The organism is Pseudomonas sp. CFBP 13602 (assembly GCF_014842725.1).
Classification (GTDB): domain Bacteria; phylum Pseudomonadota; class Gammaproteobacteria; order Pseudomonadales; family Pseudomonadaceae; genus Aquipseudomonas; species Aquipseudomonas baltica.
In genome coordinates this window covers 12540-35568 of record NZ_JACYVT010000006.1, presented here as the reverse complement: position 1 = coordinate 35568, position 23029 = coordinate 12540, and the positions used below count along the sequence as shown (strand labels likewise).

Annotated in this window: 21 protein-coding genes and 1 tRNA gene; 5 read left to right on the top strand and 17 right to left on the bottom strand. The window is 60.3% G+C overall.

The annotated features are described in order from the left end of the window. Nucleotides 1-97: 97 nt before the first annotated feature. Nucleotides 98-174 (bottom strand) — tRNA-Arg (locus tag IFU31_RS13535). 299 nt (nt 175-473) lie between these two features. Here IFU31_RS13535 and IFU31_RS13530 point away from each other — a divergent pair. The 3 genes from IFU31_RS13530 to IFU31_RS13520 all read left to right on the top strand — a co-directional run bounded on the left by IFU31_RS13530 (nt 474) and on the right by IFU31_RS13520 (nt 1606). Then, a complete protein-coding gene (locus tag IFU31_RS13530) occupies nt 474-701 on the top strand; it encodes a hypothetical protein (RefSeq protein ID WP_185793020.1) in 228 nt (75 codons plus the stop codon). 10 nt (nt 702-711) lie between these two features. Next, nucleotides 712-897, top strand: coding sequence for a PA3371 family protein (locus tag IFU31_RS13525; RefSeq protein WP_185793019.1), 186 nt, complete (start codon nt 712-714; stop codon nt 895-897). A 382-nt stretch (nt 898-1279) separates the two neighbouring features. After that, nucleotides 1280-1606: an Arc family DNA-binding protein gene (locus IFU31_RS13520; protein ID WP_043190613.1), complete on the top strand. Its 327-nt coding sequence runs from the start codon at nt 1280-1282 to the stop codon at nt 1604-1606. A gap of 58 nt (nt 1607-1664) precedes the next feature. Here IFU31_RS13520 and brnQ read toward each other — a convergent pair whose 3' ends face one another. After that, on the bottom strand, nt 1665-2978 hold the full coding sequence (gene brnQ, locus IFU31_RS13515; protein ID WP_192103252.1) for a branched-chain amino acid transport system II carrier protein: 1314 nt from the start codon (nt 2976-2978) through the stop codon (nt 1665-1667). A 273-nt stretch (nt 2979-3251) separates the two neighbouring features. Further along, the gene (mqo, locus tag IFU31_RS13510) at nt 3252-4904 is read right to left on the bottom strand and encodes a malate dehydrogenase (quinone) (RefSeq protein WP_192103251.1); all 1653 of its coding nucleotides are present in this window, start codon (nt 4902-4904) and stop codon (nt 3252-3254) included. A gap of 471 nt (nt 4905-5375) precedes the next feature. Between mqo and IFU31_RS13505 the strand changes: the two genes are divergently transcribed. After that, nucleotides 5376-5939, top strand: a complete 564-nt coding sequence (locus tag IFU31_RS13505) for a GNAT family N-acetyltransferase (protein WP_192103250.1) — start codon at nt 5376-5378, stop codon at nt 5937-5939. Nucleotides 5940-6019: 80 nt separating this feature from the next. Here the strand turns inward: IFU31_RS13505 and sucD are convergent, their stop codons facing one another. From sucD to sdhC, 9 genes are all read right to left on the bottom strand, one after another. Continuing rightward, a complete protein-coding gene (gene sucD / locus IFU31_RS13500) occupies nt 6020-6901 on the bottom strand; it encodes a succinate--CoA ligase subunit alpha (protein WP_192103248.1) in 882 nt (293 codons plus the stop codon). Next, nucleotides 6901-8067: an ADP-forming succinate--CoA ligase subunit beta gene (sucC, locus tag IFU31_RS13495; protein WP_122477306.1), complete on the bottom strand. Its 1167-nt coding sequence runs from the start codon at nt 8065-8067 to the stop codon at nt 6901-6903. Before sucC ends, sucD begins: the two co-directional genes overlap by 1 nt. Nucleotides 8068-8245: 178 nt before the next feature. Beyond that, nucleotides 8246-9679 (bottom strand): dihydrolipoyl dehydrogenase, encoded by a 1434-nt coding sequence (gene lpdA / locus IFU31_RS13490; protein WP_122715781.1) that lies wholly within the window; start codon nt 9677-9679, stop codon nt 8246-8248. Nucleotides 9680-9779: 100 nt separating this feature from the next. After that, nucleotides 9780-11012 (bottom strand): 2-oxoglutarate dehydrogenase complex dihydrolipoyllysine-residue succinyltransferase, encoded by a 1233-nt coding sequence (gene odhB, locus IFU31_RS13485; protein WP_122715782.1) that lies wholly within the window; start codon nt 11010-11012, stop codon nt 9780-9782. Between the two features lie 42 nt (nt 11013-11054). After that, on the bottom strand, nt 11055-13886 hold the full coding sequence (locus tag IFU31_RS13480; RefSeq protein ID WP_122477300.1) for a 2-oxoglutarate dehydrogenase E1 component: 2832 nt from the start codon (nt 13884-13886) through the stop codon (nt 11055-11057). 244 nt (nt 13887-14130) lie between these two features. Continuing rightward, on the bottom strand, nt 14131-14835 hold the full coding sequence (locus IFU31_RS13475; protein WP_043193659.1) for a succinate dehydrogenase iron-sulfur subunit: 705 nt from the start codon (nt 14833-14835) through the stop codon (nt 14131-14133). Between the two features lie 11 nt (nt 14836-14846). After that, a complete protein-coding gene (gene sdhA, locus IFU31_RS13470) occupies nt 14847-16619 on the bottom strand; it encodes a succinate dehydrogenase flavoprotein subunit (RefSeq protein WP_122477298.1) in 1773 nt (590 codons plus the stop codon). A gap of 3 nt (nt 16620-16622) precedes the next feature. Then, nucleotides 16623-16991, bottom strand: coding sequence for a succinate dehydrogenase, hydrophobic membrane anchor protein (sdhD, locus tag IFU31_RS13465; RefSeq protein WP_043190640.1), 369 nt, complete (start codon nt 16989-16991; stop codon nt 16623-16625). Beyond that, nucleotides 16985-17371: a succinate dehydrogenase, cytochrome b556 subunit gene (sdhC, locus tag IFU31_RS13460; protein ID WP_185793015.1), complete on the bottom strand. Its 387-nt coding sequence runs from the start codon at nt 17369-17371 to the stop codon at nt 16985-16987. Before sdhC ends, sdhD begins: the two co-directional genes overlap by 7 nt. 349 nt (nt 17372-17720) lie before the next feature. Between sdhC and gltA the strand changes: the two genes are divergently transcribed. Then, complete coding sequence (gene gltA / locus IFU31_RS13455; RefSeq protein ID WP_043190646.1) at nt 17721-19010, top strand: citrate synthase; 1290 nt, start codon at nt 17721-17723, stop codon at nt 19008-19010. 48 nt (nt 19011-19058) lie between these two features. Here the strand turns inward: gltA and IFU31_RS13450 are convergent, their stop codons facing one another. The 5 genes from IFU31_RS13450 to IFU31_RS13430 all read right to left on the bottom strand — a co-directional run bounded on the left by IFU31_RS13450 (nt 19059) and on the right by IFU31_RS13430 (nt 23017). Beyond that, nucleotides 19059-19661: an START domain-containing protein gene (locus IFU31_RS13450; RefSeq protein ID WP_192103246.1), complete on the bottom strand. Its 603-nt coding sequence runs from the start codon at nt 19659-19661 to the stop codon at nt 19059-19061. A 37-nt stretch (nt 19662-19698) separates the two neighbouring features. Next, nucleotides 19699-19950 (bottom strand): YkgJ family cysteine cluster protein, encoded by a 252-nt coding sequence (locus tag IFU31_RS13445; protein ID WP_122477294.1) that lies wholly within the window; start codon nt 19948-19950, stop codon nt 19699-19701. 131 nt (nt 19951-20081) lie between these two features. After that, nucleotides 20082-20591: a translation initiation factor 2 gene (locus IFU31_RS13440; RefSeq protein ID WP_185793013.1), complete on the bottom strand. Its 510-nt coding sequence runs from the start codon at nt 20589-20591 to the stop codon at nt 20082-20084. Nucleotides 20592-20664: 73 nt separating this feature from the next. Beyond that, nucleotides 20665-22104 (bottom strand): aminotransferase-like domain-containing protein, encoded by a 1440-nt coding sequence (locus IFU31_RS13435; RefSeq protein ID WP_122477290.1) that lies wholly within the window; start codon nt 22102-22104, stop codon nt 20665-20667. A 112-nt stretch (nt 22105-22216) separates the two neighbouring features. Beyond that, the gene (locus IFU31_RS13430; RefSeq protein WP_122477288.1) at nt 22217-23017 is read right to left on the bottom strand and encodes an OmpA family protein; all 801 of its coding nucleotides are present in this window, start codon (nt 23015-23017) and stop codon (nt 22217-22219) included. Nucleotides 23018-23029 lie beyond the last annotated feature (12 nt).

The following is a 23029-nucleotide window of genomic DNA, read 5'->3' as shown; positions in this document are numbered from 1 at the left end:
TGAAGTCTGGGCTCCCTGTCGCTGAGGCGGGAACACTCGCCTCCTCGCAGTGCATGTTCAAGGAACTTGCGCAGCTAAATCAGTTGACGCGCAAGAATGGTGTCCCAGGCGGGGTTCGAACCTGCAACCTTCCCCTTAGGAGGGGGATGCTCTATCCAATTGAGCTACTGAGACACACGGCGTCGTGCCAGGCGGCACGACGAACGGCGTGCATGTTACCCAGCCACGCGCGGTTTGTCATGTAACGTGGACAGTTTTATCCGTGGCAAATGCCGATCAAGGATGAACGCGACAGTCATGCATTTTGCAATGCCTGCAGAGACCGAGGTATGCAGAATGCAATATCAATGTGCCTGCCTTCCTTGGTATGCCTCTGAATTACCTAGAAATTTCGCTAAATAAAAAGTTGGCACGCGCCCTGCTATGTTCCTGGCTGAACACTGATTTGCCACCACCAGCCATGGAGCGTCCCAATGAACAGCGTCCTCGTCATGCTCAATGTTATGGCATTGGTCACCTTCATTGGCTTTCAGTTCCACACTCAAGCCGACGACCCTGCACTTGTCCACATCGACGCTGCTCGACTAATCCCTGCGCCCGTTGCCCGCGTCGCGGCTTCGGGCCCTGAACGACCTGTCATGGCTGCACAGGGTGTCAACGAGACCGCGACGACGCAACGGTCTGAACGCTACATATTTTAAGGAGTTGTCGATGTCGAGATACGCCTTGGCGTTCATGTTTGTGGCTGCCGTGTGCTGGATCGGCGCACTTACCCTCGAGCAGAACGCCGTCGCTTTGGGGACAATGCTGCAAGTGCTGGGCAGCATCAGCGCTGTGGCATTTTTGCTGGCAATGGTCAAAGGCCGCAGGATCAAATTCGATCCATACCTGCATTGATTTCAAACCAATTGCCGCTTAGCGATAATCAATACTAGCAAATGGCCCAAATGTCACTATGCTAGCCCAAGGGTAGCTCGCACGTGCTGTGCGCGGTGTGCACAAGACGGGTCAGAGCACCTCTCGAACGAATCTTCGACTTTTTTCGAACGGCGTGATCGCAAATTTCCACCGGCCTTGTAAAATACCTGCCGCTGGGGACTGGCCAAATGCCACGATTCGGATCATTATTTGTCACAGATTTGGCGTCAAGGTTATGTCGCAACTAAGGCATCATAGCGCGGCATCGGCAGGCTGGAACAATTTGCCGATCGGCGTGTCCTAACCGACATCCTGCGGCCTACTTCGAGAACCGCTCCCCCTGAACTTATCGGTCAACACTATGCGCCCACTCAAACAGGCTGTTTACTCCAGCCGCACGGCTGACAAATTTGTAGTACGTCTTCCCGACGGGATGCGTGAGCAGATCGCTGAGGTGGCTCGTAACCATCACCGAAGCATGAACTCCGAGATCATCGCACGCCTGGAACAGAGCCTGATCCAGGAAGGTGCCTTGGGCGAAGAGTTGAGTATGAAGATGGACAGTCCGGAGCTGTCTCTGCATGAGCGCGAGCTTTTGCAGCGTTTCCGCCAGTTGTCTCACCGACAGCAAAACGCACTGGTGTCCTTGATCGCCCATGACGTCGAGGCCGCAGCCGAAGCGTCATGAACACCGCTGCAAAGAAAAGCCAGCTCTAGAGCTGGCTTTTTTGTGGGCGACGCTCAGCTCAAGCCGCTGCTTGAACCCGTGCGCCCTTCACGCGATCGACCAACACCGCCACCAGCAGGGTTGCCACCGAAGGCACCAGCCAGGCCAGGCCCTGCTCGCTCAGGGGAAGATCGAGCAGGGATGTCGGCAGCCACTGCGAGAACCCTGCCCCCTTGATCGCATCGATCAGGCCGAACAGCAACGAGACGAACATCACCGGCCCGAGAATGCGCGACTGCGAATGCCACAGCCCTGCGCAGAAGCTCAACGCCACCAGCACGATGCAGGGAGGGTAGATGGCTGTCAGCACTGGAATCGAAAACGCGATCAGCTTGGTCAGGCCCAGGTTCGAGACCAGCAGCGAGAACAGTGCGAGCAACAGCACCAGCGTCTTATAGGACAGCGGCAGCACGCGGCTGAAGTACTCGGCGCAGGCGCAGGTCAAACCCACTGCAGTCACCAGGCAGGCCAGCGAGATCAGCACGGCCAGAAAACCACTGCCAAGGGCTCCGAAGGTGTGCTGCACGTAGGCATGCAACACCGCTGCGCCATTGGTGGCGCCTGCAGCCACGGCGTGGCTGCCCGACCCGAGGCGGAACAGACTGACATACACCAGCGCCAGCCCTACCCCGGCAATCAGACCCGCAATGATCGCATAGCGCGTGATCAGCTTGGGTGACTCGACACCTCTGGAGCGGATGGCATTGACGATGACGATGCCGAACACCAAAGCGCCCAGCGTATCCATGGTCAGGTAGCCGTTGATGAAACCCAGGGAAAACGGCGCTGCAACGTACTCGGGTACCGCGTCACCGCTGGGGCCTACCGGCAAGGCAAACGCTGCAATGCCCAACACCGCCAAGGCGATGATTTTCAGCGGCGCCAGAAACCGTCCGACGGTATCGAGCAGGCGCCCCGGATAAAGCGAAACGAAAAACACCAGCAGGAAGTACACCGCGCTGTAGAGGAACAGTGCCAGGGGTGTCTCACCGGTCAGCGGCGCCAGACCCACGGCGAACGATACCGTGGCCGTGCGCGGCGTGGCGAACAGCGGCCCTACGGCCAGATAGCACACCGCTGCAAGCAACCCGCCCGCCACTTTGCCGATCGGGCTGCTCAACGCGTCCATCGAGCCGCCGACCCTGGCCAGCGCGACCACGGTTATCACCGGCAGACCCACTGCGGTCACCAGGAAGCCCAGCGCGGCCATCCAGACGTTCGGGCCAGCCTGCAGACCGACGAAGGGAGGGAAGATGATGTTGCCTGCGCCTACGAACAAGGCGAATGTCATGAATCCAAGCGCCAGAATATCCTGGCCTTTAAGCACTTTCATTGGAAGGAAACCACGTCAATAGATTGGAATTGAGAGAGGTTTTCCCCATGGATGAGGGAAACACGGTCGGCCGGATGAGGCCAGACCTGGTGCGCGGACCTTAGCCTTGTGGGCAAGCCGGGCAAAACGGCGCGTAGAGTAGCGAAAATGCGCGCTCATCGCACTGTTGCAGTGCGAAGTGTCCGCTGAGCGCACCTGTGTGTCGCATCGGTGCAAGACTCAGCGGAAACGGTACAGCTAATCCTTCCGCCCCCAAAACCGAGGGCTTGGGGATTACAGGGCCATGTCGGCCGCTGGATTGCTTTCAGCCTTCGGTGCAGTCTGACCTTCGATCGGGTTGGCAGCAGCGGCGGCCTGGTCGATCACCGGCGGTGCAACAGCCAACTGCAGGATCTTGGCGGTGTAGTTCCACTCTTTCTGCACAGCCTCTGGCGAGTTGTTCAGTGCAGTCCCGTAGCTCGGCACGATCTGACGCAGCTTGGCTTGCCATTCAGGCGTGGCAACTTTGTCCTTGAACGCTTTTTCCAGCACGTTGATCATGATCGGTGCTGCAGTCGATGCGCCCGGCGAAGCACCCAGCAAACCGGCAATGCTGCTGTCCTTGGACACCACGATTTCGGTACCCAGTTTCAGCACGCCGCCCTTCTCTTCGTCGCGCTTGATGATCTGCACGCGCTGGCCGGCCTGCCACAGACGCCAGTCTTCTTTCTTGGCGTTGGGGAAGTACTGCTTCAGTGCCTGGTAGCGATCGTCGTCGGACAGCATGACCTGACCTGCCAGGTATTCGATCAGTGGGTACTGTTCGATACCGACCTTGGTCATCGGCCATACGTTATGCAGGTTGGTGCTGGTCAGCAGGTCCAGGTACGAACCGTTCTTCAGGAACTTGGTCGAGAAGGTCGCGAATGGGCCAAACAAGACCACGCGCTTGCCGTCCAGCACGCGGGTGTCCAGGTGTGGAACGGACATGGGCGGCGCGCCAGTCGACGCGATACCGTAGGCCTTGGCCATATGCTGCATGGCCACGGTCGGGTTCTCGGTCACCAGGAACGAGCCACCTACCGGGAAACCGCCGTATTCCTTGGCCTCGGGAATGCCCGAATCCTGCAGCAGATGCAGCGCGGCACCACCAGCACCGATGAACACGAACTTGGCGTCGGTTTCGGTCTTGGTACCGTCTTTCAGGTTCTTGTAGGTCACGCGCCACGAACCGTCGGCGTTGCGCTTGATGTCTTGCACTTCGCTGGACAGCTTCAGATCGAAGCCGTTCTGACCCTTCAGGTGGCCGACGTACTGGCGAGTGATCTCGCCGAAGTTCATGTCGGTACCCAGCGGACTCCAGGTGACGGCCAGTTTCTGATTGGGGTCGCGGCCCTCCATCATCAACGGCACCCACTTCTTGATCTGCTCGTGATCCTGGGAGAACTGCATGCCGGCGAACAGCGGGCTGGCCTTCAGCGCCTCGTAGCGCTTCTTAAGGAACTCGATGTTGTTGTCGCCCCACACGAAGCTCATGTGCGGCGTGGAGTTGATGAACGTGCGTGGGTTCTTCAGAACACCGGCAGTGACCTGGTGCGCCCAGAACTGACGGGAAATCTGGAAGGCTTCGTTGATCTCGATCGCCTTGGCGATCTGGACCTTGCCGTCCTTGTCTTCCGGGGTGTAGTTCAGCTCTGCCAAGGCAGAGTGACCGGTACCGGCGTTGTTCCAGCCATTGGAGCTTTCTTCGGCAACGGCGTCCAGGCGCTCGACCATTTCCATCGACCAGCTTGGCTCGAGCTCGTTGAGCAGCACGCCCAGCGTGGCGCTCATGACACCACCGCCGATCAGCAGGACGTCGACTTTCTTCGCTTCGGCCGCTTGTGCCGACACCATCCCGATGGACAGAGCCAGACCCAGCAGCGCTGTGTTCGCTTTCTTCAACATACAGAAATTCCTAGGATTGAACGCCATTGGCTCGATCCGACCACGCTGACGTTTCAAGCTGCCCAGAGCGGGCCGCGAAACGAGTCGTCGGCAAACCGTGTAAATGGCATAGAAGGCCAAATTCGTTGCATCGGCCTCACATTCATGTCCTTAGCGTGCTGACTTTCTTGTTGAATATTGTCTTCAGCGACTTCAGTGACATCGACCTTGGCATGCCTTGCAGCACAAGGTCACTGCTGGCAGCCGGCCAGAATCCACAACCTGAACTTTCGTTCATGGGCTGCGACATTATGGCGGGTCGACATATTACATGAGAGTGGCTACCCGCAACCAGATCAATGTGGTCGATTGCCTCAATCGATATAAATGGTCATATCAATTAAGGAAAGCCCCTACATCGTTTAATGATACTTCTTACATGCGGGACTTGGTGAGTCCAGTAAAGTCCTCCGCTTTCATGAGTGTCATACGATGACCGACTGTACGGACCCATTCATACCTACGCTCAGTACCCGCAGGCTGCTGCTGCTCCCGCTCACCCTGGCCGACGCGCCGCGCTACCAGCAGCTGATCGCAGACTGGGACATGGTTCGCTACATCACTGCCAACATGCCGTGGCCCTACCCCGCCGGCGAGGGGCTGCGCTACATCCGGGAGGATGCGTTGCCTGCCATGGCCGACGCCGAAGAATGGCATTGGACACTCCGGCTGCATGACGCGCCCGAAACCATTATTGGCGTGATCAGCCTGATGGACGAATGCGACGACAACCGCAGTTTCTGGATTGCCAAGCCCTGGCAAAACCAGGGGCTGGTTGGCGAAGCATGCGAGGTGGTGACCCGTTTCTGGTTCCAGACCTTGGACAGACCCATCTTGAGAGTCGCCAAGGCAGTGGCAAACGAGGCGTCCCGGCGGATCTCCATGCGCGAGGGCATGCAGGTGGTTCTTCGGCGAGACCAGGACTTCGTGTGCGGCCGCATGCAGGAAGAGGTCTGGGAATTAACGCGCGAGCAGTGGCTGGCACGGCAAACCTAGGCCTGCGGCAAAAACACAAAAGCCACCCGAAGGTGGCTTTTGTGACTACGCAAACAACCCAGCAAACAGGTAAGCGAAGCTTACTTGACTGCCCAGCCCGTCAGCTCGGCCAAGGCCTTGCCGATGTCGGCCAGCGAACGCACGGTTTTCACACCGGCGTCCTGCAGTGCAGCGAACTTCTCGTCTGCAGTACCCTTACCGCCGGAGATGATTGCACCGGCATGGCCCATGCGCTTGCCCGGAGGAGCAGTCACACCAGCGATGTACGAAACAACCGGCTTGGTCACGTGAGCCTTGATGTAGGCTGCGGCCTCTTCTTCGGCAGAACCACCGATCTCGCCGATCATGACGATCGCTTCGGTCTGTGGGTCTTCCTGGAACAACTTCAGGATGTCGATGAAGTTCGAACCTGGAATCGGGTCACCGCCGATGCCGACGCAGGTCGACTGGCCGAAACCGGCGTCAGTGGTCTGCTTCACGGCTTCATAGGTCAAGGTGCCGGAACGCGACACGATGCCAACCTTGCCTGGCAAGTGGATGTGGCCTGGCATGATGCCGATCTTGCACTCGCCCGGAGTGATGACGCCTGGGCAGTTAGGGCCGATCAGGACGACACCCAGCTCGTCGCACTTGACCTTGGCTTCCAGCATGTCGATGGTCGGAATGCCTTCGGTGATGCAGACGATCAGCTTGATGCCGCCGAACGCTGCTTCAAGGATGGAATCCTTGCAGAACGGAGCGGGTACGTAGATGACCGAAGCGGTGGCGCCGGTTTTCTCGACAGCTTCCTGAACGGTGTTGAATACCGGCAGGTTCAGGTGAGTGGTACCACCCTTGCCTGGGGTCACGCCGCCGACCATCTTGGTGCCGTAGGCGATGGCCTGTTCGGAGTGGAAAGTACCCTGCGAGCCGGTGAAGCCCTGGCAGATGACCTTGGTGGCTTTATTGATCAGGACGCTCATTACTTGCCCTCCGCAGCTTTGACAACTTGTTGAGCAGCGTCGGTCAGGCTGGTGGCTGCGATGATGTTCAGACCGCTTTCCGCCAGTACTTTAGCGCCCAGTTCAGCGTTGTTGCCTTCAAGGCGCACAACTACCGGGATTTTCACGCCGACTTCCTTCACCGCGCCAATGATGCCTTCGGCAATCATGTCGCAACGAACGATGCCGCCGAAGATGTTGACCAGTACGGCCGCGACATTGGTGTCGGACAGGATGATCTTGAACGCTTCGGTTACGCGTTCCTTGGTGGCACCACCGCCTACGTCGAGGAAGTTGGCTGGCTTGCCGCCATGCAGGTTGACGATGTCCATGGTACCCATGGCCAGGCCAGCACCGTTGACCATGCAGCCAATGTTGCCTTCCAGGGCCACGTAGTTCAGTTCGAACTTGGCGGCGTGCGCCTCACGCGGGTCATCCTGCGATGGGTCGTGGAAACCCTTCAGCTTGGGCTGACGGTACATGGCGTTGGCGTCGATGTTGATCTTGGCATCGAGGCAATGCAGATCGCCATCGGCCTTGATGACCAACGGGTTGACTTCCAGCAGGGCCAGATCGTGGTCCTGGAACAGCTTGGCCAGGCCAACGAAGATCTTGGCGAACTGAGCGACCTGCTTGCCTTCCAGACCCAGCTGGAATGCCAGCTCACGGCCCTGGAACGGCTGTGCGCCGACCAGCGGATCGATGGTGGACTTGAGGATCTTCTCGGGAGTGTCGTGAGCGATCTTCTCGATGTCCACGCCACCTTCGGTGGAAGCCATGAACACGATGCGACGGCTGGAACGGTCCACTACGGCACCCAGATACAGCTCTTTGGCGATATCGGTGCAGGACTCGACCAGGATCTTGGTGACGGGCTGACCGTTGGCGTCAGTCTGGTAGGTCACCAGACGCTTGCCCAGCCACTGCTGGGCGAAAGCCTTGGCGTCTTCCTTGCTGCGAACCAGTTTCACACCACCAGCCTTGCCGCGACCACCAGCGTGGACCTGGGCCTTGACGACCCACTCGCTGCCGCCGATCTTGTCGCAGGCTTCTGCGGCGTCTTCGGGGGTGTCTACCGCGTAACCTTTGGATACTGGCAGGCCGTATTCAGCGAACAGCTGCTTACCCTGATACTCGTGAAGATTCATGCTTATTACCGTCTTCGTTAGGTACTGCGCTTTTCGGCGCTGCGCTTCATGATTGAAGTGCCGCGCCACCTGTGACTGCTACTCGCCGGTTGACCGGCGAGGTGAGTCCGGCGGACATTCCGCGGCAGGCCCTGCGAACAGGGCATGCGACGGGCAGGCCACCGTGGTTTCTTATTGTTTAACGCTTCTTGCGGTTGGCGATGTGGATGGCGCCGCCATTCACTGCCAGGGCCGCTTCGTGCAGGGCTTCCGACAGGGTCGGATGCGAGAAGACCATCATGCCCAGGTCTTCGGCACTGGTACCGAATTCCATGGCGATGGCGCCCTGCTGAACCAATTCTGCCGCGCTCGGGCCAATCACATGCACACCCAGTACGCGGTCGGTCTTGGCATCGGCGATGACCTTGACGAAACCGCCGGTATCGTTGGCCGCCATGGCACGACCACTGGCCGCGAACGGGAAGCTGCCGACGTTGACTTCAACGCCTTCGGCCTTCAGCGTCTGTTCGGTCTTGCCGACCCATGCGATTTCCGGGTGGGTGTAGATGACCGACGGGATCAGGTCGTAGTTCATCACGGCCTTGTGGCCCTTGATGCGCTCGACGACCATGATGCCTTCCTCGGACGCCTTGTGCGCCAGCATCAGGCCACGCACCACGTCGCCGATGGCATAGACGCCAGGCACGCTGGTGGTGCAGTAGTCATCGACATAGATGAAGCCGCGCTCATCAATGTCCACGCCGCTGTCCGAAGCCAGCAGGTCGGTGGTGACCGGGCGACGGCCCACGGCGACGATCAGCTTGTCGAAGGTGATCGTCTGCTCGCCGTTGGCGTCGGTGTACTTGACCAGGACTTCTTCACCCTGCACTTCGGAACCGGTCACGCGCGCGCCGAGCTTGATGTCCAGGCCCTGCTTGGTGAAGGTCTTCAGGGCTTCCTTGGACACCGCGGTGTCGGCAGCCATGAGGAACGTGTCCAGTGCTTCGAGTACGGTGACTTCCGAACCCAGGCGCGACCATACCGAACCCAGCTCGAGGCCGATCACACCGGCGCCGATGACGCCTAGACGCTTGGGCACCTGCTGGAATTCCAGCGCGCCGGTGGAGTCGACGATGGTCTTCTGGTCGACAGGGGCCGGCGGGATGTCGATCGGACGCGAGCCGGACGCCAGGATGACGTTGTCGGCCTCCACGATTTCAACACCGTTGGGGCCGGTGACTTCGACTTTCTTGCCGGCCAGCAATTTGCCGTGGCCTTGCAGCACGGTTACGCCGTTGGACTTGAACAGGCCGGCGACGCCGCCGGTCAGGTTCTTGACGATGTTGGACTTGCGACCAATCATCGCCGGTACGTCAATGGTCACGCCAGCGTGGTTGATGCCGTGGATGGCAAAGCCATCCTGTGCTTCGTGGAATTTCCACGAGCTGTCCAGCAGTGCCTTGGAGGGAATGCAACCCACGTTCAGGCAGGTACCGCCGAGGGCCAGCTTGCCCTCGCCGTCTTGATACTTCTCGATACAGGCAGTCTTGAGGCCCAGTTGTGCGGCCTTGATGGCAGCGACGTAGCCACCGGGGCCTGCGCCAATAACTACCACGTCGAATTTCTGAGTCATAAAACGATTCCTATTAGCGGCATGCTTGAAGCCCAGGTGCCGAGTTCCGGATCAAGCTGCGTGGGCTCGATGGCGGATCCCGGGACCTGTGGCTGCCTTATCAGATATCCAGCAACAGACGCGCTGGATCTTCCAGCAGGTTCTTGATGGTCACCAGGAACGTCACGGCTTCCTTGCCATCGATCAGGCGATGGTCATACGACAGCGCCAGGTACATCATCGGGCGGATGACCACCTGGCCGTTGATCGCCATCGGGCGCTGCAGAATGTTGTGCATGCCCAGGATAGCCGCCTGCGGCGGGTTGACGATCGGGGTCGACATCATCGAACCGAAGGTACCACCGTTGGTGATGGTAAAGGTACCCCCGGTCATTTCGTCCATCGACAGCTTGCCGTCGCGCGCCTTCTTGCCGAAGGTGGCGATGCCGCCTTCGATCTCGGCCAGGCTCATGGCCTCGGCATTGCGCAGGACGGGAACCACCAGACCGCGATCACTGGAAACTGCCACACCGACGTCGGCGTAGCCGTGATAGACGATGTCCGAGCCGTCGATCGAGGCGTTGACGGCCGGGAAGCGCTTCAGCGCCTCGGTGGCTGCCTTGACGAAGAACGACATGAAGCCCAGGCGCACGCCATTGTGCGACTTCTCGAAGAGGTCCTTGTACTTGGAGCGCAAGGCCATGACTTCGGTCATGTCGACTTCGTTGAACGTGGTCAGCATGGCCATGTTCGACTGGGCTTCCACCAGACGCTCGGCAACCTTGGCGCGCAGACGGGTCATCGGCACACGCTTTTCGGTACGGTCGCCGACGCTCTGCACGATGGCAGCAGCAGCGGCTGGCACGGCCGGCTTGGCGGCCGGTGCAGACTTCTTGGCTTCGATGGCGGCGACCAGGTCTTCCTTGGTGACGCGACCGTCTTTGCCGGTGCCCTTGACGCTGTTCAGGTTGATGCCGTTTTCTTCGGCCAGCTTGCGTGCAGCCGGGCCGCCAATGGCGTCATCGTCGCCAGCGGCAGGCGCCGAAGCCGCCTGTGGTGCGGCAGCCTGAGGCGCAGCAGCGGCCTGAGGTGCGGCAGCAGGTGCAGCAGCGGCGCCGCCCGCCTCGATGGAGCCCAGGACTTCGTCCGACAGAACGGTGTCGCCTTCGTTCTTGACGATCGCGCCCAGCACGCCGTCGGCGGTGGCCAGCACTTCCAGGACGACCTTGTCGGTCTCGATGTCCACGATCAGGTCATCGCGCTTGACCGCGTCGCCCGGCTGCTTGTGCCAGGTGGCAACGGTGCCGTCGGCGACCGATTCCGGGAAGGTAGGGGCTTTGATCTCGATAGCCATTATCAGTATTTCCTTAAATTCGGTTTCAGGTGCGCGTTGGCATTAAACGGTGAAAGCATCTTGCAGCAATTTGGCTTGCTGCTCGGCGTGCATCGAAGCGTAACCACAAGCCGGGGCAGCCGATGCGTCACGGCCGGCATACTCGAGGACCAGGGTCTTCTTGTGATTGCTCATGCTGCGGCGCAAGTGATGCTGACTGCTGTACCAGGCACCCTGGTTCATCGGCTCTTCCTGACACCAGGCCACATGTTCCAGATTGGTGTAGGCAGCAATCGCTTCCATCAGGTCGTCTTCAGGGAACGGATACAGCTGCTCGATGCGCACGATGGCCACATCTTCGCGACCTTCGGAACGGCGCTTCTCCAGCAGGTCGTAATAGACCTTGCCGCTGCACAGCACCAGACGCGTCACCTTCGCGGCGTCCAGGGTATCGATTTCCGGAATGACCGTCTGGAACGAGCCTTCGGCCAGGTCTTCCAGGGTCGACACGGCCAGCTTGTGACGCAACAGCGACTTGGGCGTGAGCACAATCAGCGGCTTGCGCAGCGGACGAATCACCTGGCGACGCAGCAGATGGTAGATCTGCGCCGGGGTGGTCGGCACACACACCTGGATGTTGTGCTCGGCGCACAACTGCAGGTAGCGCTCCAGACGTGCGGAAGAATGCTCCGGGCCCTGCCCTTCGTAGCCGTGCGGCAGCAGCATGGTCAGGCCGCACAGACGGCCCCACTTGTGCTCGCCACTGGTGATGAACTGATCGACCACCACCTGTGCACCGTTGGCGAAGTCGCCGAACTGGGCCTCCCAGATCACCAGCGCATTGGGCGAGGTGGTCGAGTAGCCGTATTCGAATGCCAGCACCGCTTCTTCGGAAAGGAAGGAGTCGTACAAGTCGAAACGCGGCTGGCCATTGTAGAGGTTCTGCAACGGGATATAGGTCGCCGCATCCTTCTGGTTGTGCAGCACCGCGTGCCGGTGCGAGAAGGTGCCGCGGCCGATGTCCTGGCCGGTCATGCGGATCGGATGGCCTTCGAACGCCAAGGTGGCGTAGGCCATGGTCTCGGCATAGCCCCAGTTGATCGGCAAGCCACCGGCCTGCATCTTCTGCCGGTCTTCATAGATCTTCGCAACCTGACGCTGGACCACGAAGCCTTCCGGGATCTCCAGCAGCTTGGCGGACAGTTCCTGCAAGGTCTTGAGGTCGAAGCTGGTGTCGTGACGCGCCGTCCAGGCATGGCCCAGGTACGGGCGCCAATCGACGAACAATTCCTTGTTCGGCTCCTTGACCAGGCTCTTGACCACGTGCAGACCGTTATCCAGCGCGTTGCGGTACTCGTCGATCTGGCTTTGAACGCTGCCTTCGTCGAGCACGCCGGCCTTGATCAGGCTTTCGGCGTACAACTCGCGCGTGGTGCGCTGCTTGGCGATCTGCTGGTACATCAGTGGCTGGGTGCCGCTAGGCTCGTCAGCTTCGTTGTGACCGCGACGGCGGTAGCAGACCAGGTCGATGACCACGTCACGCTTGAACTGCATGCGGTAGTCGATCGCCAGCTGGGTGACGAACACCACGGCTTCCGGGTCATCGCCGTTCACGTGCAGGATCGGCGCCTGGATCATCTTGGCCACGTCGGTCGCGTACTCGGTGGAGCGCGCGTCGTACGGGTTGCTGATGGTGAAACCAACCTGGTTGTTGATCACGATGTGCACGGTACCGCCGGTCTTGAAACCGCGGGTCTGCGACATCTGGAAGGTTTCCATGACCACGCCCTGGCCGGCGAATGCAGCGTCGCCGTGCAGCGAGATCGGCAGCACCTTGTCGCCGACCGCGTCGTTGCGACGGTCCTGGCGGGCCCGCACCGAGCCTTCGACCACTGGCGACACGATTTCCAGGTGGGACGGGTTGAACGCCATGGCCAGGTGAACTTCGCCACCTGCGGTCATCACGTTGGACGAGAAACCCTGGTGATACTTGACGTCACCGGAGCCCAGCTCGACCTTCTTCTTGCCTTCGAATTCGTCGAACAGGTCGCGGGGGTTCTTGCCGAAGGTGTTGACCAGCACGTTGAGCCGGCCACGGTGGGCCATGCCGATCACGACTTCCTTGGTGCCATAGGAGCCCGAGCGCTGGATCATCTCGTCCAGCATCGGAATCAGGCTCTCGCCGCCTTCCAGACCGAAGCGCTTGGTGCCCGGGTATTTGGTGCCCAGGTACTTCTCCAGGCCCTCGGCTGCGGTGACGCGTTCGAGCACATGGCTGCGGCTCTCGGCCGAGAACGATGGACGACCGCGCACGCTTTCCAGGCGCTGCTGGAACCAGCTGCGCTGCTCGGAATCGGTGATGTGGGTGAACTCGGAGCCGATGGTGCGGCAATATGTCTGCTGCAAAGCCTCGAGAATTTCACGTAGGCTCGCCTCCTCTTTGCCGATGAACAGGTCGCCGGCACGGAAGGTCGTATCCAGATCGGCATTGGTCATGCCGTAATGGTTGATTGACAGGTCTGCCGGAGCAGGCCGTTGCCACAGCCCCAACGGGTCCAGTTGGGCTGCCTGGTGGCCGCGCATCCGGTAAGCCTGAATCAATCGCAGCACTTCCACCTGCTTCTTCTCGTGCTCGCTGCTCACGCTACCGGCGGAAACCGGTTGGGCACGGCGCTGGTTTTTGGCCAGCAGGACGAAATGATCGCGGATGGTGGAGTGTGCAACGTCGGTGGCAGTGCTGCCTTCGGCAGGCAACTTCTGAAAGTAGGTGCGCCATTCTTCTGGCACAGCGTTAGGGTCGTGCAGGTAAAGCTCATAGAGCTCTTCCACATAGGCAGCGTTACCACCGGATAGGTGGGCGCTGTTCCACATGCGCTGCATCACGCTTTCTTGCATGCTTGGTCACCCTCGGTTAGGGGACACCACCGGCGCTCACACCTTGGGCGTACTGACGCGGTCCATGTACAGCGACCGTGCAAGCCACCTCAGTTGTACGCTGGTAGTCCGGGTACCAGCCCGGAGCCCCTGCTGGTCTTGTTTCTTCGAAAGTAAAAGCGAAGCCTTACGCAGCCACGCTCGGGTTTTCATCACAGCACAGGATCAATCCTGCGCTGTGATGGCTTGCGGTGTAGCAGATGAATCAGACGCCGTTGGACAACAGCATGTTCCGCACGTGGCCAATGGCTTTGGTGGGGTTCAGGCCTTTGGGGCAAACGCTGACGCAGTTCATGATGCCGCGGCAGCGGAATACGCTGAACGGATCATCCATCGACGCCAGGCGCTCGCTGGTCCGGGTGTCACGGCTGTCGGCCAGGAAACGGTAAGCCTGCAGCAGCGCCGCCGGGCCGAGGAACTTGTCGGGGTTCCACCAGAACGAAGGGCAGGACGTCGAGCAGCAGGCGCACAGGATGCACTCGTACAGACCGTCAAGCTTCTCGCGCTCTTCCGGAGTCTGCAGACGCTCGATGGCCGGGGCCGGCGTGTCGTTCTGCAGGAACGGCTTAACCTTCTCGTACTGCTTGTAGAAGATGCTCATATCCACGACCAGGTCACGGATGACCGGCAACCCTGGCAGCGGGCGCACGATCAACTTGTTACCTTTTACGACAGCGGACAGCGGCGTGATGCACGCCAGGCCGTTCTTGCCGTTGATGTTCATGCCATCGGAACCGCATACGCCTTCACGGCACGAGCGACGATAGGAGAAGCCTTCGTCCTGTTCCTTGATCAAGGCCAGCACGTCCAGCACCATCACATCCTTGCCACCGGTGTCGACCTGGAATTCCTGCATGGACGGCGCAGCGTCCTGGTCCGGGTTGTAGCGATAAACACTGACTTGCAACATGGCGGCCACCCTCAGTAAGTCCGGATCTTCGGTTCCATGGTCGGAACGGTTTTCGGCGAGAAGTTCACGGCGCGTTTGGCAACACGTTTTTCACCCGGGAAGTACAGGGTGTGGCACAGCCAATTTTCGTCGTCGCGATCTTCGAAGTCTTCACGGGCGTGAGCGCCGCGGGACTCTTTGCGATGCTCGGCGGCAATCGCGGTGGCTTCCGCCACTTCCAGCAGGTTCTGCAATTCCAGCGCTTCGATCCGGGCGGTGTTGAAGCCCTGGCTCTTGTCGTTGATCTTGACGTTGGCAATGCGCTCGCGCAGGCCGGCCAGCTGATCGATACCTTTCTGCATGTACTCGCCGGTGCGGAACACACCGAAGTAGTTCTGCATGCAGCTCTGCAGTTCTTTGCGCAGGCTGGCGACATCTTCACCCGTGGTGCGCGCGTTGAGGCCGTCCAGACGCGCCAGGGCGACTTCCAGATCGGTGTCGCTGGCGCGGCGGTATTCGATACCCTCGCTCAGCGCCTGCTCCAGGTGCAGGCCTGCGGCACGACCGAACACCACCAGGTCGAGCAGCGAGTTGCCGCCCAGGCGGTTGGCGCCATGGACCGACACGCAAGCCACTTCGCCCACGGCGAACAGGCCCGGGATGATGGCGTCGTTGCCATTGGCATCCTGGGTGATTGCCTGACCGTGGATGTTGGTAGCGACACCCCCCATCATGTAATGACAAGTTGGCACGACAGGAATCGGCGCAACGGCCGGATCGACGTGGGCAAAGGTCTTGGACAACTCCATGATGCCTGGCAGACGGCTGTGCAGCACTTCCTCGCCCAGGTGATCGAGCTTGAGCATCACGTGATCGCCATCGGGACCACAGCCGTTGCCGGCGATGATTTCCTTGACCATCGAGCGTGCGACCACGTCACGACCGGCAAGGTCCTTGGCGTTCGGCGCGTAGCGCTCCATGAAACGCTCGCCATGCTTGTTGATCAGGTAACCGCCTTCACCGCGGCAGCCTTCGGTGACCAGTACACCTGCGCCGGCGATGCCGGTCGGGTGGAACTGCCACATCTCGATGTCCTGCACCGGCACACCGGCACGCAGGGCCATGCCCACGCCGTCACCGGTGTTGATCAGGGCATTGGTGGTGGACGAGTAGATACGCCCGGCCCCGCCGGTAGCCAGTACGGTGGCATTGGCGCGGATGTACGAGGTCTCGCCGGTTTCGATGCAGATGGCGATGACGCCAACGATCGCACCGTCCTGGTTCTTCACCAGATCGACCGCGTAGTACTCGTTCAGGAACACGGTACCGGCCTTCAGGTTGGCCTGGTACAGGGTGTGCAGCAGCGCGTGGCCGGTACGGTCGGCAGCGGCGCAGGTACGTGCGGCCTGGCCGCCCTTGCCGAAGTCCTTGGACTGGCCACCGAACGGACGCTGGTAGATACGGCCCTGCTCGGTACGGGAGAACGGCAGCCCCATGTGCTCGAGCTCGAAGACCGCTTCCGGGCCTACCGAACACATGTACTCGATAGCGTCCTGGTCGCCGATGTAGTCGGAACCCTTGACGGTATCGTACATGTGCCAGCGCCAGTCATCGTTCGGGTCGGCCGAGGCGATGGCGCAGGTGATGCCGCCCTGCGCCGACACGGTGTGCGAGCGAGTGGGAAATACCTTGGTGACGACGGCGGTCTTGTGACCACCCTGGGCCAGCTGCAGCGCTGCGCGCATGCCGGCACCACCACCACCAATGATGATGGCGTCGAAGGAAAGCGTACTAATGTTAGCCATGAATCAGATACCCCAAAGAATCTGCACACCCCAGACGAAGTACGCGAACATCGCAACGCCGCATACCGCCTGGAACAGGAAGCGTATAGCCGTGGCCGACTTGCCGAACGCCATCGGCGTCAGGTAGTCGGTGGCAATGGTCCACATGCCTACCCAGGCGTGGGCGCCGAGGGCGACCAGCGCCAGAAGGCTGAAGATGCGCATCCAGTTGCTGCTGAACAGCGAGTGCCATTGGGTGTATTCGATGCCTGGATTGGCAACGATGTAGCCGATCAGAAAAAGAAAATAAGCCGCGAGAACGACCGCAGACACACGCTGTGCCATCCAGTCATAGAGGCCCGAACGCGAAAGGTTCGTAACGTTGGTTACCATACCCAAACTCCTGCCAGAACGATCAGCACCACCGAGATGATGAGAACGATTTTAGAGCCCAGCTTGCCGCCTTCCAGCGTCTCGCCGATGCCCATGTCCATGATCAGGTGGCGCACACCGGCCACCAGGTGATACAGCAAGGCGGACAGCAGGGCCCAGATCACGAACTTGGCCAGCGGGCTGGTCATATACGCCTTCACCTCGCCGAAGCCTTCCTCGGAACCCAGGGATTTGCCCAATGCGTACAGCATGAGAGCGATGCCCAGGAACAGGATGACACCGGATATACGATGGAGAATGGACGTGTAAGCAGTGACAGGGAGTTTGATGGTCCTTAGGTCTAGGTTTACAGGTCGTTGGCTATTCACGGCTTTTTTCACACTGAAGAGCCCCTAGCAAGCAGGGCAAGTTGTAGGGAAGTGTACTGGTCAGGTACTCACCACCCAGGAGGTGACGACCCCGTCGAAATGGCTCGGAAAAGCCCCCGGCGGTCGGCTGCCGAGTATAGACAGTTAGGATACTAATGACAACGCACCGCAGGCCCCGGACGGCGGATTGCGCATGCATGGCAAAAGGTTTGAACGGGGCGTAATTTCGCGAAAAAAGCCCGCTCGCAGCGCTCTGGAGCCTTACTTTAAGCAAATTGACATTCGAATTTATCTCACTATAGTGGTGCGGGCCCTGCGTGGGGGGTCTGTCTGATGATTCCAAGCATTAATAGGAGGCCACATGGCTGACAAAAAAGCGCAGTTGATCATCGAGGGCGCAGCCCCCGTCGAGCTGCCGATTTTAACCGGCACCGTTGGTCCCGATGTAATCGACGTCAGGAGCTTGACTGCCACGGGCCGCTTCACTTTCGACCCAGGCTTCATGTCGACCGCCTCGTGCGAGTCGAAAATCACCTACATCGACGGCGACGCCGGAATCCTGCTGCACCGCGGCTATCCGATCGAGCAACTTGCCGAACAATCCGACTATCTTGAAACCTGCTACCTGCTGCTCAACGGCGAATTGCCTACGGCCGAGCAGAAAGCCAAGTTCGTTGGCAACATCAAGAACCACACCATGGTTCACGAGCAGTTGAAGACCTTCTTCAACGGCTTCCGCCGCGATGCCCACCCGATGGCCATCATGTGCGGCGTGGTCGGTGCGCTGTCCGCGTTCTACCACGACTCGCTCGACATCAATAACCCGCAGCACCGCGAGATCTCGGCAGTACGCCTGGTGGCCAAGATGCCGACACTGGCGGCCATGGTCTACAAGTACTCCATGGGCCAGCCCATGATGTACCCGCGCAACGATCTGTCGTATGCGGAAAACTTCCTGCACATGATGTTCAACACGCCGTGCGAGATCAAACCGATCAGCCCGGTACTGGCCAAGGCCATGGATCGCATCTTCATTCTGCACGCCGACCACGAACAGAATGCGTCCACTTCCACCGTGCGCCTGGCAGGCTCGTCGGGTGCCAACCCGTTCGCCTGCATCGCGGCCGGCATTGCAGCACTGTGGGGGCCTGCCCACGGCGGTGCCAACGAAGCCGTGCTGACCATGCTCGACGAGATTGGCGATGTCTCCAACATCGACACCTTCATCGCCAAGGCCAAAGACAAGAACGATCCGTTCAAGCTGATGGGCTTCGGTCACCGCGTCTACAAGAATCGCGACCCGCGGGCCACTGTGATGAAGCAGACCTGCGACGAAGTGTTGAAGGAACTGGGCATCAAGAACGATCCGCAGCTCGAACTGGCCATGCGCCTGGAAGAGATCGCCTTGACCGACCCCTACTTCATCGAGCGCTCGCTGTACCCGAACGTCGATTTCTATTCGGGCATCATCCTCAAGGCCATCGGCATTCCAACCAGCATGTTCACGGTCATCTTCGCCTTGGCGCGTACCGTGGGCTGGATCTCGCACTGGAAGGAAATGCTGTCGAGCCCGTACAAGATCGGCCGCCCACGCCAGCTGTACACCGGCGAGAAAAGCCGCGACGTGACCGCTCTGGACGATCGCACCTAAGCCTTCGCGTCACAACGAAAGGCCGCCTCCGGGCGGCCTTTTGCGTTGCTACTGCTCCGCTTTCGTGCGCAATGCCTTGAGCGTATTGAATGGGGCATCCACGACGAACTTGTTGGCCAGCCAGGAGGGCACGCTGCCGCCCGGCTCGGTGTGCACCTGGTAGATCACCTGGGTCTGATTGGCACCCTGGGGCACCATCTTCCAGAAACCTTCCACTTGCGCCACACGCACGAAGCCTTTCTCCTGCGGCACATAGTCGGCGGCCCCGACCAGATTGCGGGTGACGCTGCCATCACTGCCATCGACCGTGGTGATATGCAGCACCGAGTCGCGCGGGGTGACCGGCCACGGCGTATTGAATTGGGTGTAGGTCCAGGTCTGATCGCCTTGATGCTTGAGCAGCTTCTGCGCCTTGCACTCATGAATCCAGGTACAGGCCCCGGCGACGTCCTCCTGCATGGCACGCAGCTTGGCCACGCTGGCCTTGATCGTGGTTTCGCCCCTATAGGCCTTGTACTTGGAGCCCGCGACTTCACTCAGGGAAACCTTGATCCCCTCCTCGTCCTTGGCCACCGACCACTGCTCGGCGTGGGCAGACAGGTGAACGCTGCCCAGCAGGGCAACCAGCGCTATACGATGCATCGCTCTCATTGTTGTTGTTCCTTGTTGTCGAGGATCGAGACTTTGTCTACGCGGTCATCTGCTCCCACCAGCCCAGAATGCGCACGGCGTCCTGGTCGCTGTCGCCACACACTTCGGGATCGGCATGAAACGCGGAGCACACTGCTGGCCGCTCGGGCAGGCCAAACAGGGCACACAGGTTGTCCAGAGACAGCTGCACGCAGCGCTGCCCGGCCGGCTTGCCCAAAGGCATGCCGGGGATAGGCGAACTGATGGAGGGAGCGATGCAGCAGGCGCCACAGCCTTCGCGGCATTTCATGACGTCATGACCTCACAGGCACAGAGTGTTGTAGAGCACCCATGGTAGTGACCCAACGAGCGTTTGAAAATGCCTGCGTCGATAATTCGGTCGAGCCATGTGTAACGGCCGACTGAACTGGCCAACATGGCTCATTGCTTGAAATTGAAGTCCAGCGCGGCGCCCTCGACTTCACGACCATCGCTGCGCCGCTGCAGCTGCATCTCGTTGTTCAGCAGGCGACCATTGAGCTGGAAGTCTTCGCTGCCCTTGTCGCTGAAGAAGGCAGGGAGAATTGGCTTGGGTGCAGGCTCGGCCAGCGGCGCAGGGTGTACGGCAGCGTTGACGGGCTGGGTCGGCGGCTTGAGGTCCTTGACGATGTCCTTGGGCAGGCTCAAATCCAGGTTGGGCTTGGGCACCGGCGTGGCAATGACGTCCGCTTCCTTGCGCGACCGGCTTTTGGCAGCCTTCTTGCGAACCACAGGCTTTTTCGCGGCAGGCTTCTTCGCCGCAGAATCAGCCTTGGCGGTCGACTTTGCGGCATCTGCCGAGCGTGTCGCAGCCGACGGGCTATCCGGCGTTTGCGCGTGAACAGCGGGCACGGCAATGAAGCCCAGATTCAAGCAGAAAACCAGCAATGCGAGACGGCGCTTGGTGTTCATAGGGGCACGACAACTACGACGAAGCCTCTATGCTCCCTGTTAAGCGTCGTGCTGACAAGCCCCTCGTACAGTTTCAATAGGAAACTCCGGACTCCTGGCACAGTTGCCGCGCCAGTACACCAAGCGTTGCCAGTGCGCGCTCCGCCTCGCGGTTCCACGGCACGCCACAGTTGAGCCGAATACAGTGGTTGAACTGCTCTGTGTTGCTGAAGATCAGGCCAGGCGCGATGCTGATTCCCTGCTCCAGTGCACGCACATGCAGCTCCTGGGTGTTGACCCGCCCGGGCAGGCTCACCCAGAGGATGAACCCTCCGGTAGGCCGCGTGATCTGCGTACCTTCCGGAAAATGCTGCTGTACCGCCAGCTGGAAAGCACTCAGGTTCTTGCGGTACTCCTGGCGAATGAAACGCAGGTGCCGGTCGTAGCCGCCGTTTTCCAGATAACTGGCAACACCCATCTGCGTGACGCTGCACGCCGAATGGGTACTGAACGTCTGCAGCCGCTGGACCTCGGCCTGGTATTTGCCGGCAATCATCCAACCGATGCGCACGCCGGGCGACAACGTCTTGGAGAAGCTGGAGCAGTAGATGACATGGCCCAGCCGGTCGAATGCCTTGAGCGCCTTGCTCTTGCCCTGCTCGAACATCAACTCGCCGTAGATATCGTCTTCGATGATCTGGATATCGAAATCCGAAGACAGCCGCAGCAGCTGCTTCATGCGTTCTTCGGGCATGGTTCCGCCCAGCGGATTGCTCAAGCGCGGCGTCAGTACCAGCGCCTTGATCGACCACTGGTTGGCAGCCAGCTGCAACGCTTCCAGGCTGATACCGGTGGACGGATCACTGGGAATCTCGATGACCTTCAGGCCGAGCAGGTCCGCCAACTGCAACAGGCCATAATAGGTAGGTGACTCGGCCGCGATCAGGTCGCCGGGCCGGGTGAGCACGCGCAGGCTCATCTGCAATGCATCGACGCAGCCGTGAGTGATCACGATCTCCGAGGGATCGACCACCACACCTGCATCACGCATGCGGATCGCCACCTGCCGGCGCAAAGGCTCGAAGCCTGGGCTGAACATGTAGCTGAAGGCGCGCGGGCTCTGGAAGCGGGTGACTTTGGCCAACTGCTGATGCAGCGCGCGTACCGGTAGAAATTCGACATGGGGCACTGCGGCCCCCAATGGAAATACGCCCTCTCGACGGGATTCGTCGAGCACCTGCTGGATGATACTGCTGCGGGTAACCAATCCCGGACGCTCTACCCGGGCAATGTCAGGCGTAGGCGCGGTCAGCGCCGGGGTCTGGTGCACGTAGTAGCCGGACTGGGGCCGCGCGCGAATCAACCCCTGATCCTCGAGGTTGGCGTACGCCTGCAATACCGTGGCATGGCTGACATTGAGCTGGGCGCTCATCTTGCGCACCGAAGGCACGCGTTCGCCTGGCTGGTACACGCCGCGACGGATGTCATCAGCCAGCTGCTGGGCAATACGCTGGTAGAGCAAGAGGTTGGTCATGGCCGGACCTTCGATGTGCCAGAAGACCCCTACAGATACGAACTGTACGGGGACAGCTGGCAGGATAGCAGAGCTGATCCTGCAACTGCACGGGCCACTTGCAACCTTGCGTTCAACCGCGGGGCAAAGCCAACTCGCCCTTGGAATTGGAAAAGACGATCTCGACCCGCCGATTCTGCGCCCTGCCCCGCTCCGAAGCATTCGCGTCCACCGGGTAGGCATCGCCATAGCCCTGCACTTGAATGCGCGACTCGTCGATACCCAGGTCGACCAGGGTGTCGGCCACCGACTGCGCACGGTCGGCAGAGAGCTGCAGGTTGAACGCTTTCTCTCCGGTGTTATCGGTATAGCCTTCGATACGCACCACACGCTTGGGGTTGAGCTGCAGGAACTGCACGAGCTTGAGGATCGTGCGATTGGCCTGGGGCTTGAGCTGGGCCTCGCCGGTATCGAACAATACGTCGCCCAGGGTCATGACCAGGCCGCGGTCCGCCTCGACGTTGGCCAGCGCCAGAATCTGCTCTTCGAGCCATTTGCCCTGCTGCTGCACGCTTTCCAGCTTGGAGTCGCGCAAGGCCAATTGCAGGCGCTGCAGGTCCATCTGCGCCTTGGTCAGGCGCTGCTGGTTAAGCAGTTGCTCGCTTCGCTCCCGAGCGATCTCGCTGTAGCGCAGGCTCAAGTAGGCATAATGCTGGGCGTCGCTGCCGGTGCCCCAATAGCTGGCAAGCCGCTCGGCGCGGGCCAGCGACTCGCCTGCACGGATGACATCCTTGGGCGCGCTGCGCAGCACGCTGGAATCATCGCGCACGGCCTGGAAAGCAGTCTCGGCACGCTGCACCGCCTCGCTGTTGGCGCGCTGGCCGGAGCAACCCACTGTCATCAAGCCGGCGGCCAGCAGCAGCCCCGTGCGCATTGCCGTCAACTG

What these genes read in the sequence shown, in the direction of transcription:
- IFU31_RS13445 (WP_122477294.1), bottom strand. Translation starts at nt 19,950, where the DNA reads ATGAAATGCCGCGAAGGCTGTGGCGCCTGCTGCATCGCTCCCTCCATC.
- sucC (WP_122477306.1), bottom strand. Translation starts at nt 8,067, where the DNA reads ATGAATCTTCACGAGTATCAGGGTAAGCAGCTGTTCGCTGAATACGGC.
- IFU31_RS13450 (WP_192103246.1), bottom strand. Translation starts at nt 19,661, where the DNA reads ATGAGAGCGATGCATCGTATAGCGCTGGTTGCCCTGCTGGGCAGCGTT.
- odhB (WP_122715782.1), bottom strand. Translation starts at nt 11,012, where the DNA reads ATGGCTATCGAGATCAAAGCCCCTACCTTCCCGGAATCGGTCGCCGAC.
- IFU31_RS13440 (WP_185793013.1), bottom strand. Translation starts at nt 20,591, where the DNA reads ATGAACACCAAGCGCCGTCTCGCATTGCTGGTTTTCTGCTTGAATCTG.
- brnQ (WP_192103252.1), bottom strand. Translation starts at nt 2,978, where the DNA reads ATGAAAGTGCTTAAAGGCCAGGATATTCTGGCGCTTGGATTCATGACA.
- IFU31_RS13520 (WP_043190613.1), top strand. Translation starts at nt 1,280, where the DNA reads ATGCGCCCACTCAAACAGGCTGTTTACTCCAGCCGCACGGCTGACAAA.
- gltA (WP_043190646.1), top strand. Translation starts at nt 17,721, where the DNA reads ATGGCTGACAAAAAAGCGCAGTTGATCATCGAGGGCGCAGCCCCCGTC.
- sdhD (WP_043190640.1), bottom strand. Translation starts at nt 16,991, where the DNA reads ATGGTAACCAACGTTACGAACCTTTCGCGTTCGGGCCTCTATGACTGG.
- IFU31_RS13505 (WP_192103250.1), top strand. Translation starts at nt 5,376, where the DNA reads ATGACCGACTGTACGGACCCATTCATACCTACGCTCAGTACCCGCAGG.
- IFU31_RS13475 (WP_043193659.1), bottom strand. Translation starts at nt 14,835, where the DNA reads ATGTTGCAAGTCAGTGTTTATCGCTACAACCCGGACCAGGACGCTGCG.
- lpdA (WP_122715781.1), bottom strand. Translation starts at nt 9,679, where the DNA reads ATGACTCAGAAATTCGACGTGGTAGTTATTGGCGCAGGCCCCGGTGGC.
- IFU31_RS13530 (WP_185793020.1), top strand. Translation starts at nt 474, where the DNA reads ATGAACAGCGTCCTCGTCATGCTCAATGTTATGGCATTGGTCACCTTC.
- mqo (WP_192103251.1), bottom strand. Translation starts at nt 4,904, where the DNA reads ATGTTGAAGAAAGCGAACACAGCGCTGCTGGGTCTGGCTCTGTCCATC.
- IFU31_RS13480 (WP_122477300.1), bottom strand. Translation starts at nt 13,886, where the DNA reads ATGCAAGAAAGCGTGATGCAGCGCATGTGGAACAGCGCCCACCTATCC.
- IFU31_RS13435 (WP_122477290.1), bottom strand. Translation starts at nt 22,104, where the DNA reads ATGACCAACCTCTTGCTCTACCAGCGTATTGCCCAGCAGCTGGCTGAT.
- IFU31_RS13525 (WP_185793019.1), top strand. Translation starts at nt 712, where the DNA reads ATGTCGAGATACGCCTTGGCGTTCATGTTTGTGGCTGCCGTGTGCTGG.
- IFU31_RS13430 (WP_122477288.1), bottom strand. Translation starts at nt 23,017, where the DNA reads ATGCGCACGGGGCTGCTGCTGGCCGCCGGCTTGATGACAGTGGGTTGC.
- sdhA (WP_122477298.1), bottom strand. Translation starts at nt 16,619, where the DNA reads ATGGCTAACATTAGTACGCTTTCCTTCGACGCCATCATCATTGGTGGT.
- sucD (WP_192103248.1), bottom strand. Translation starts at nt 6,901, where the DNA reads ATGAGCGTCCTGATCAATAAAGCCACCAAGGTCATCTGCCAGGGCTTC.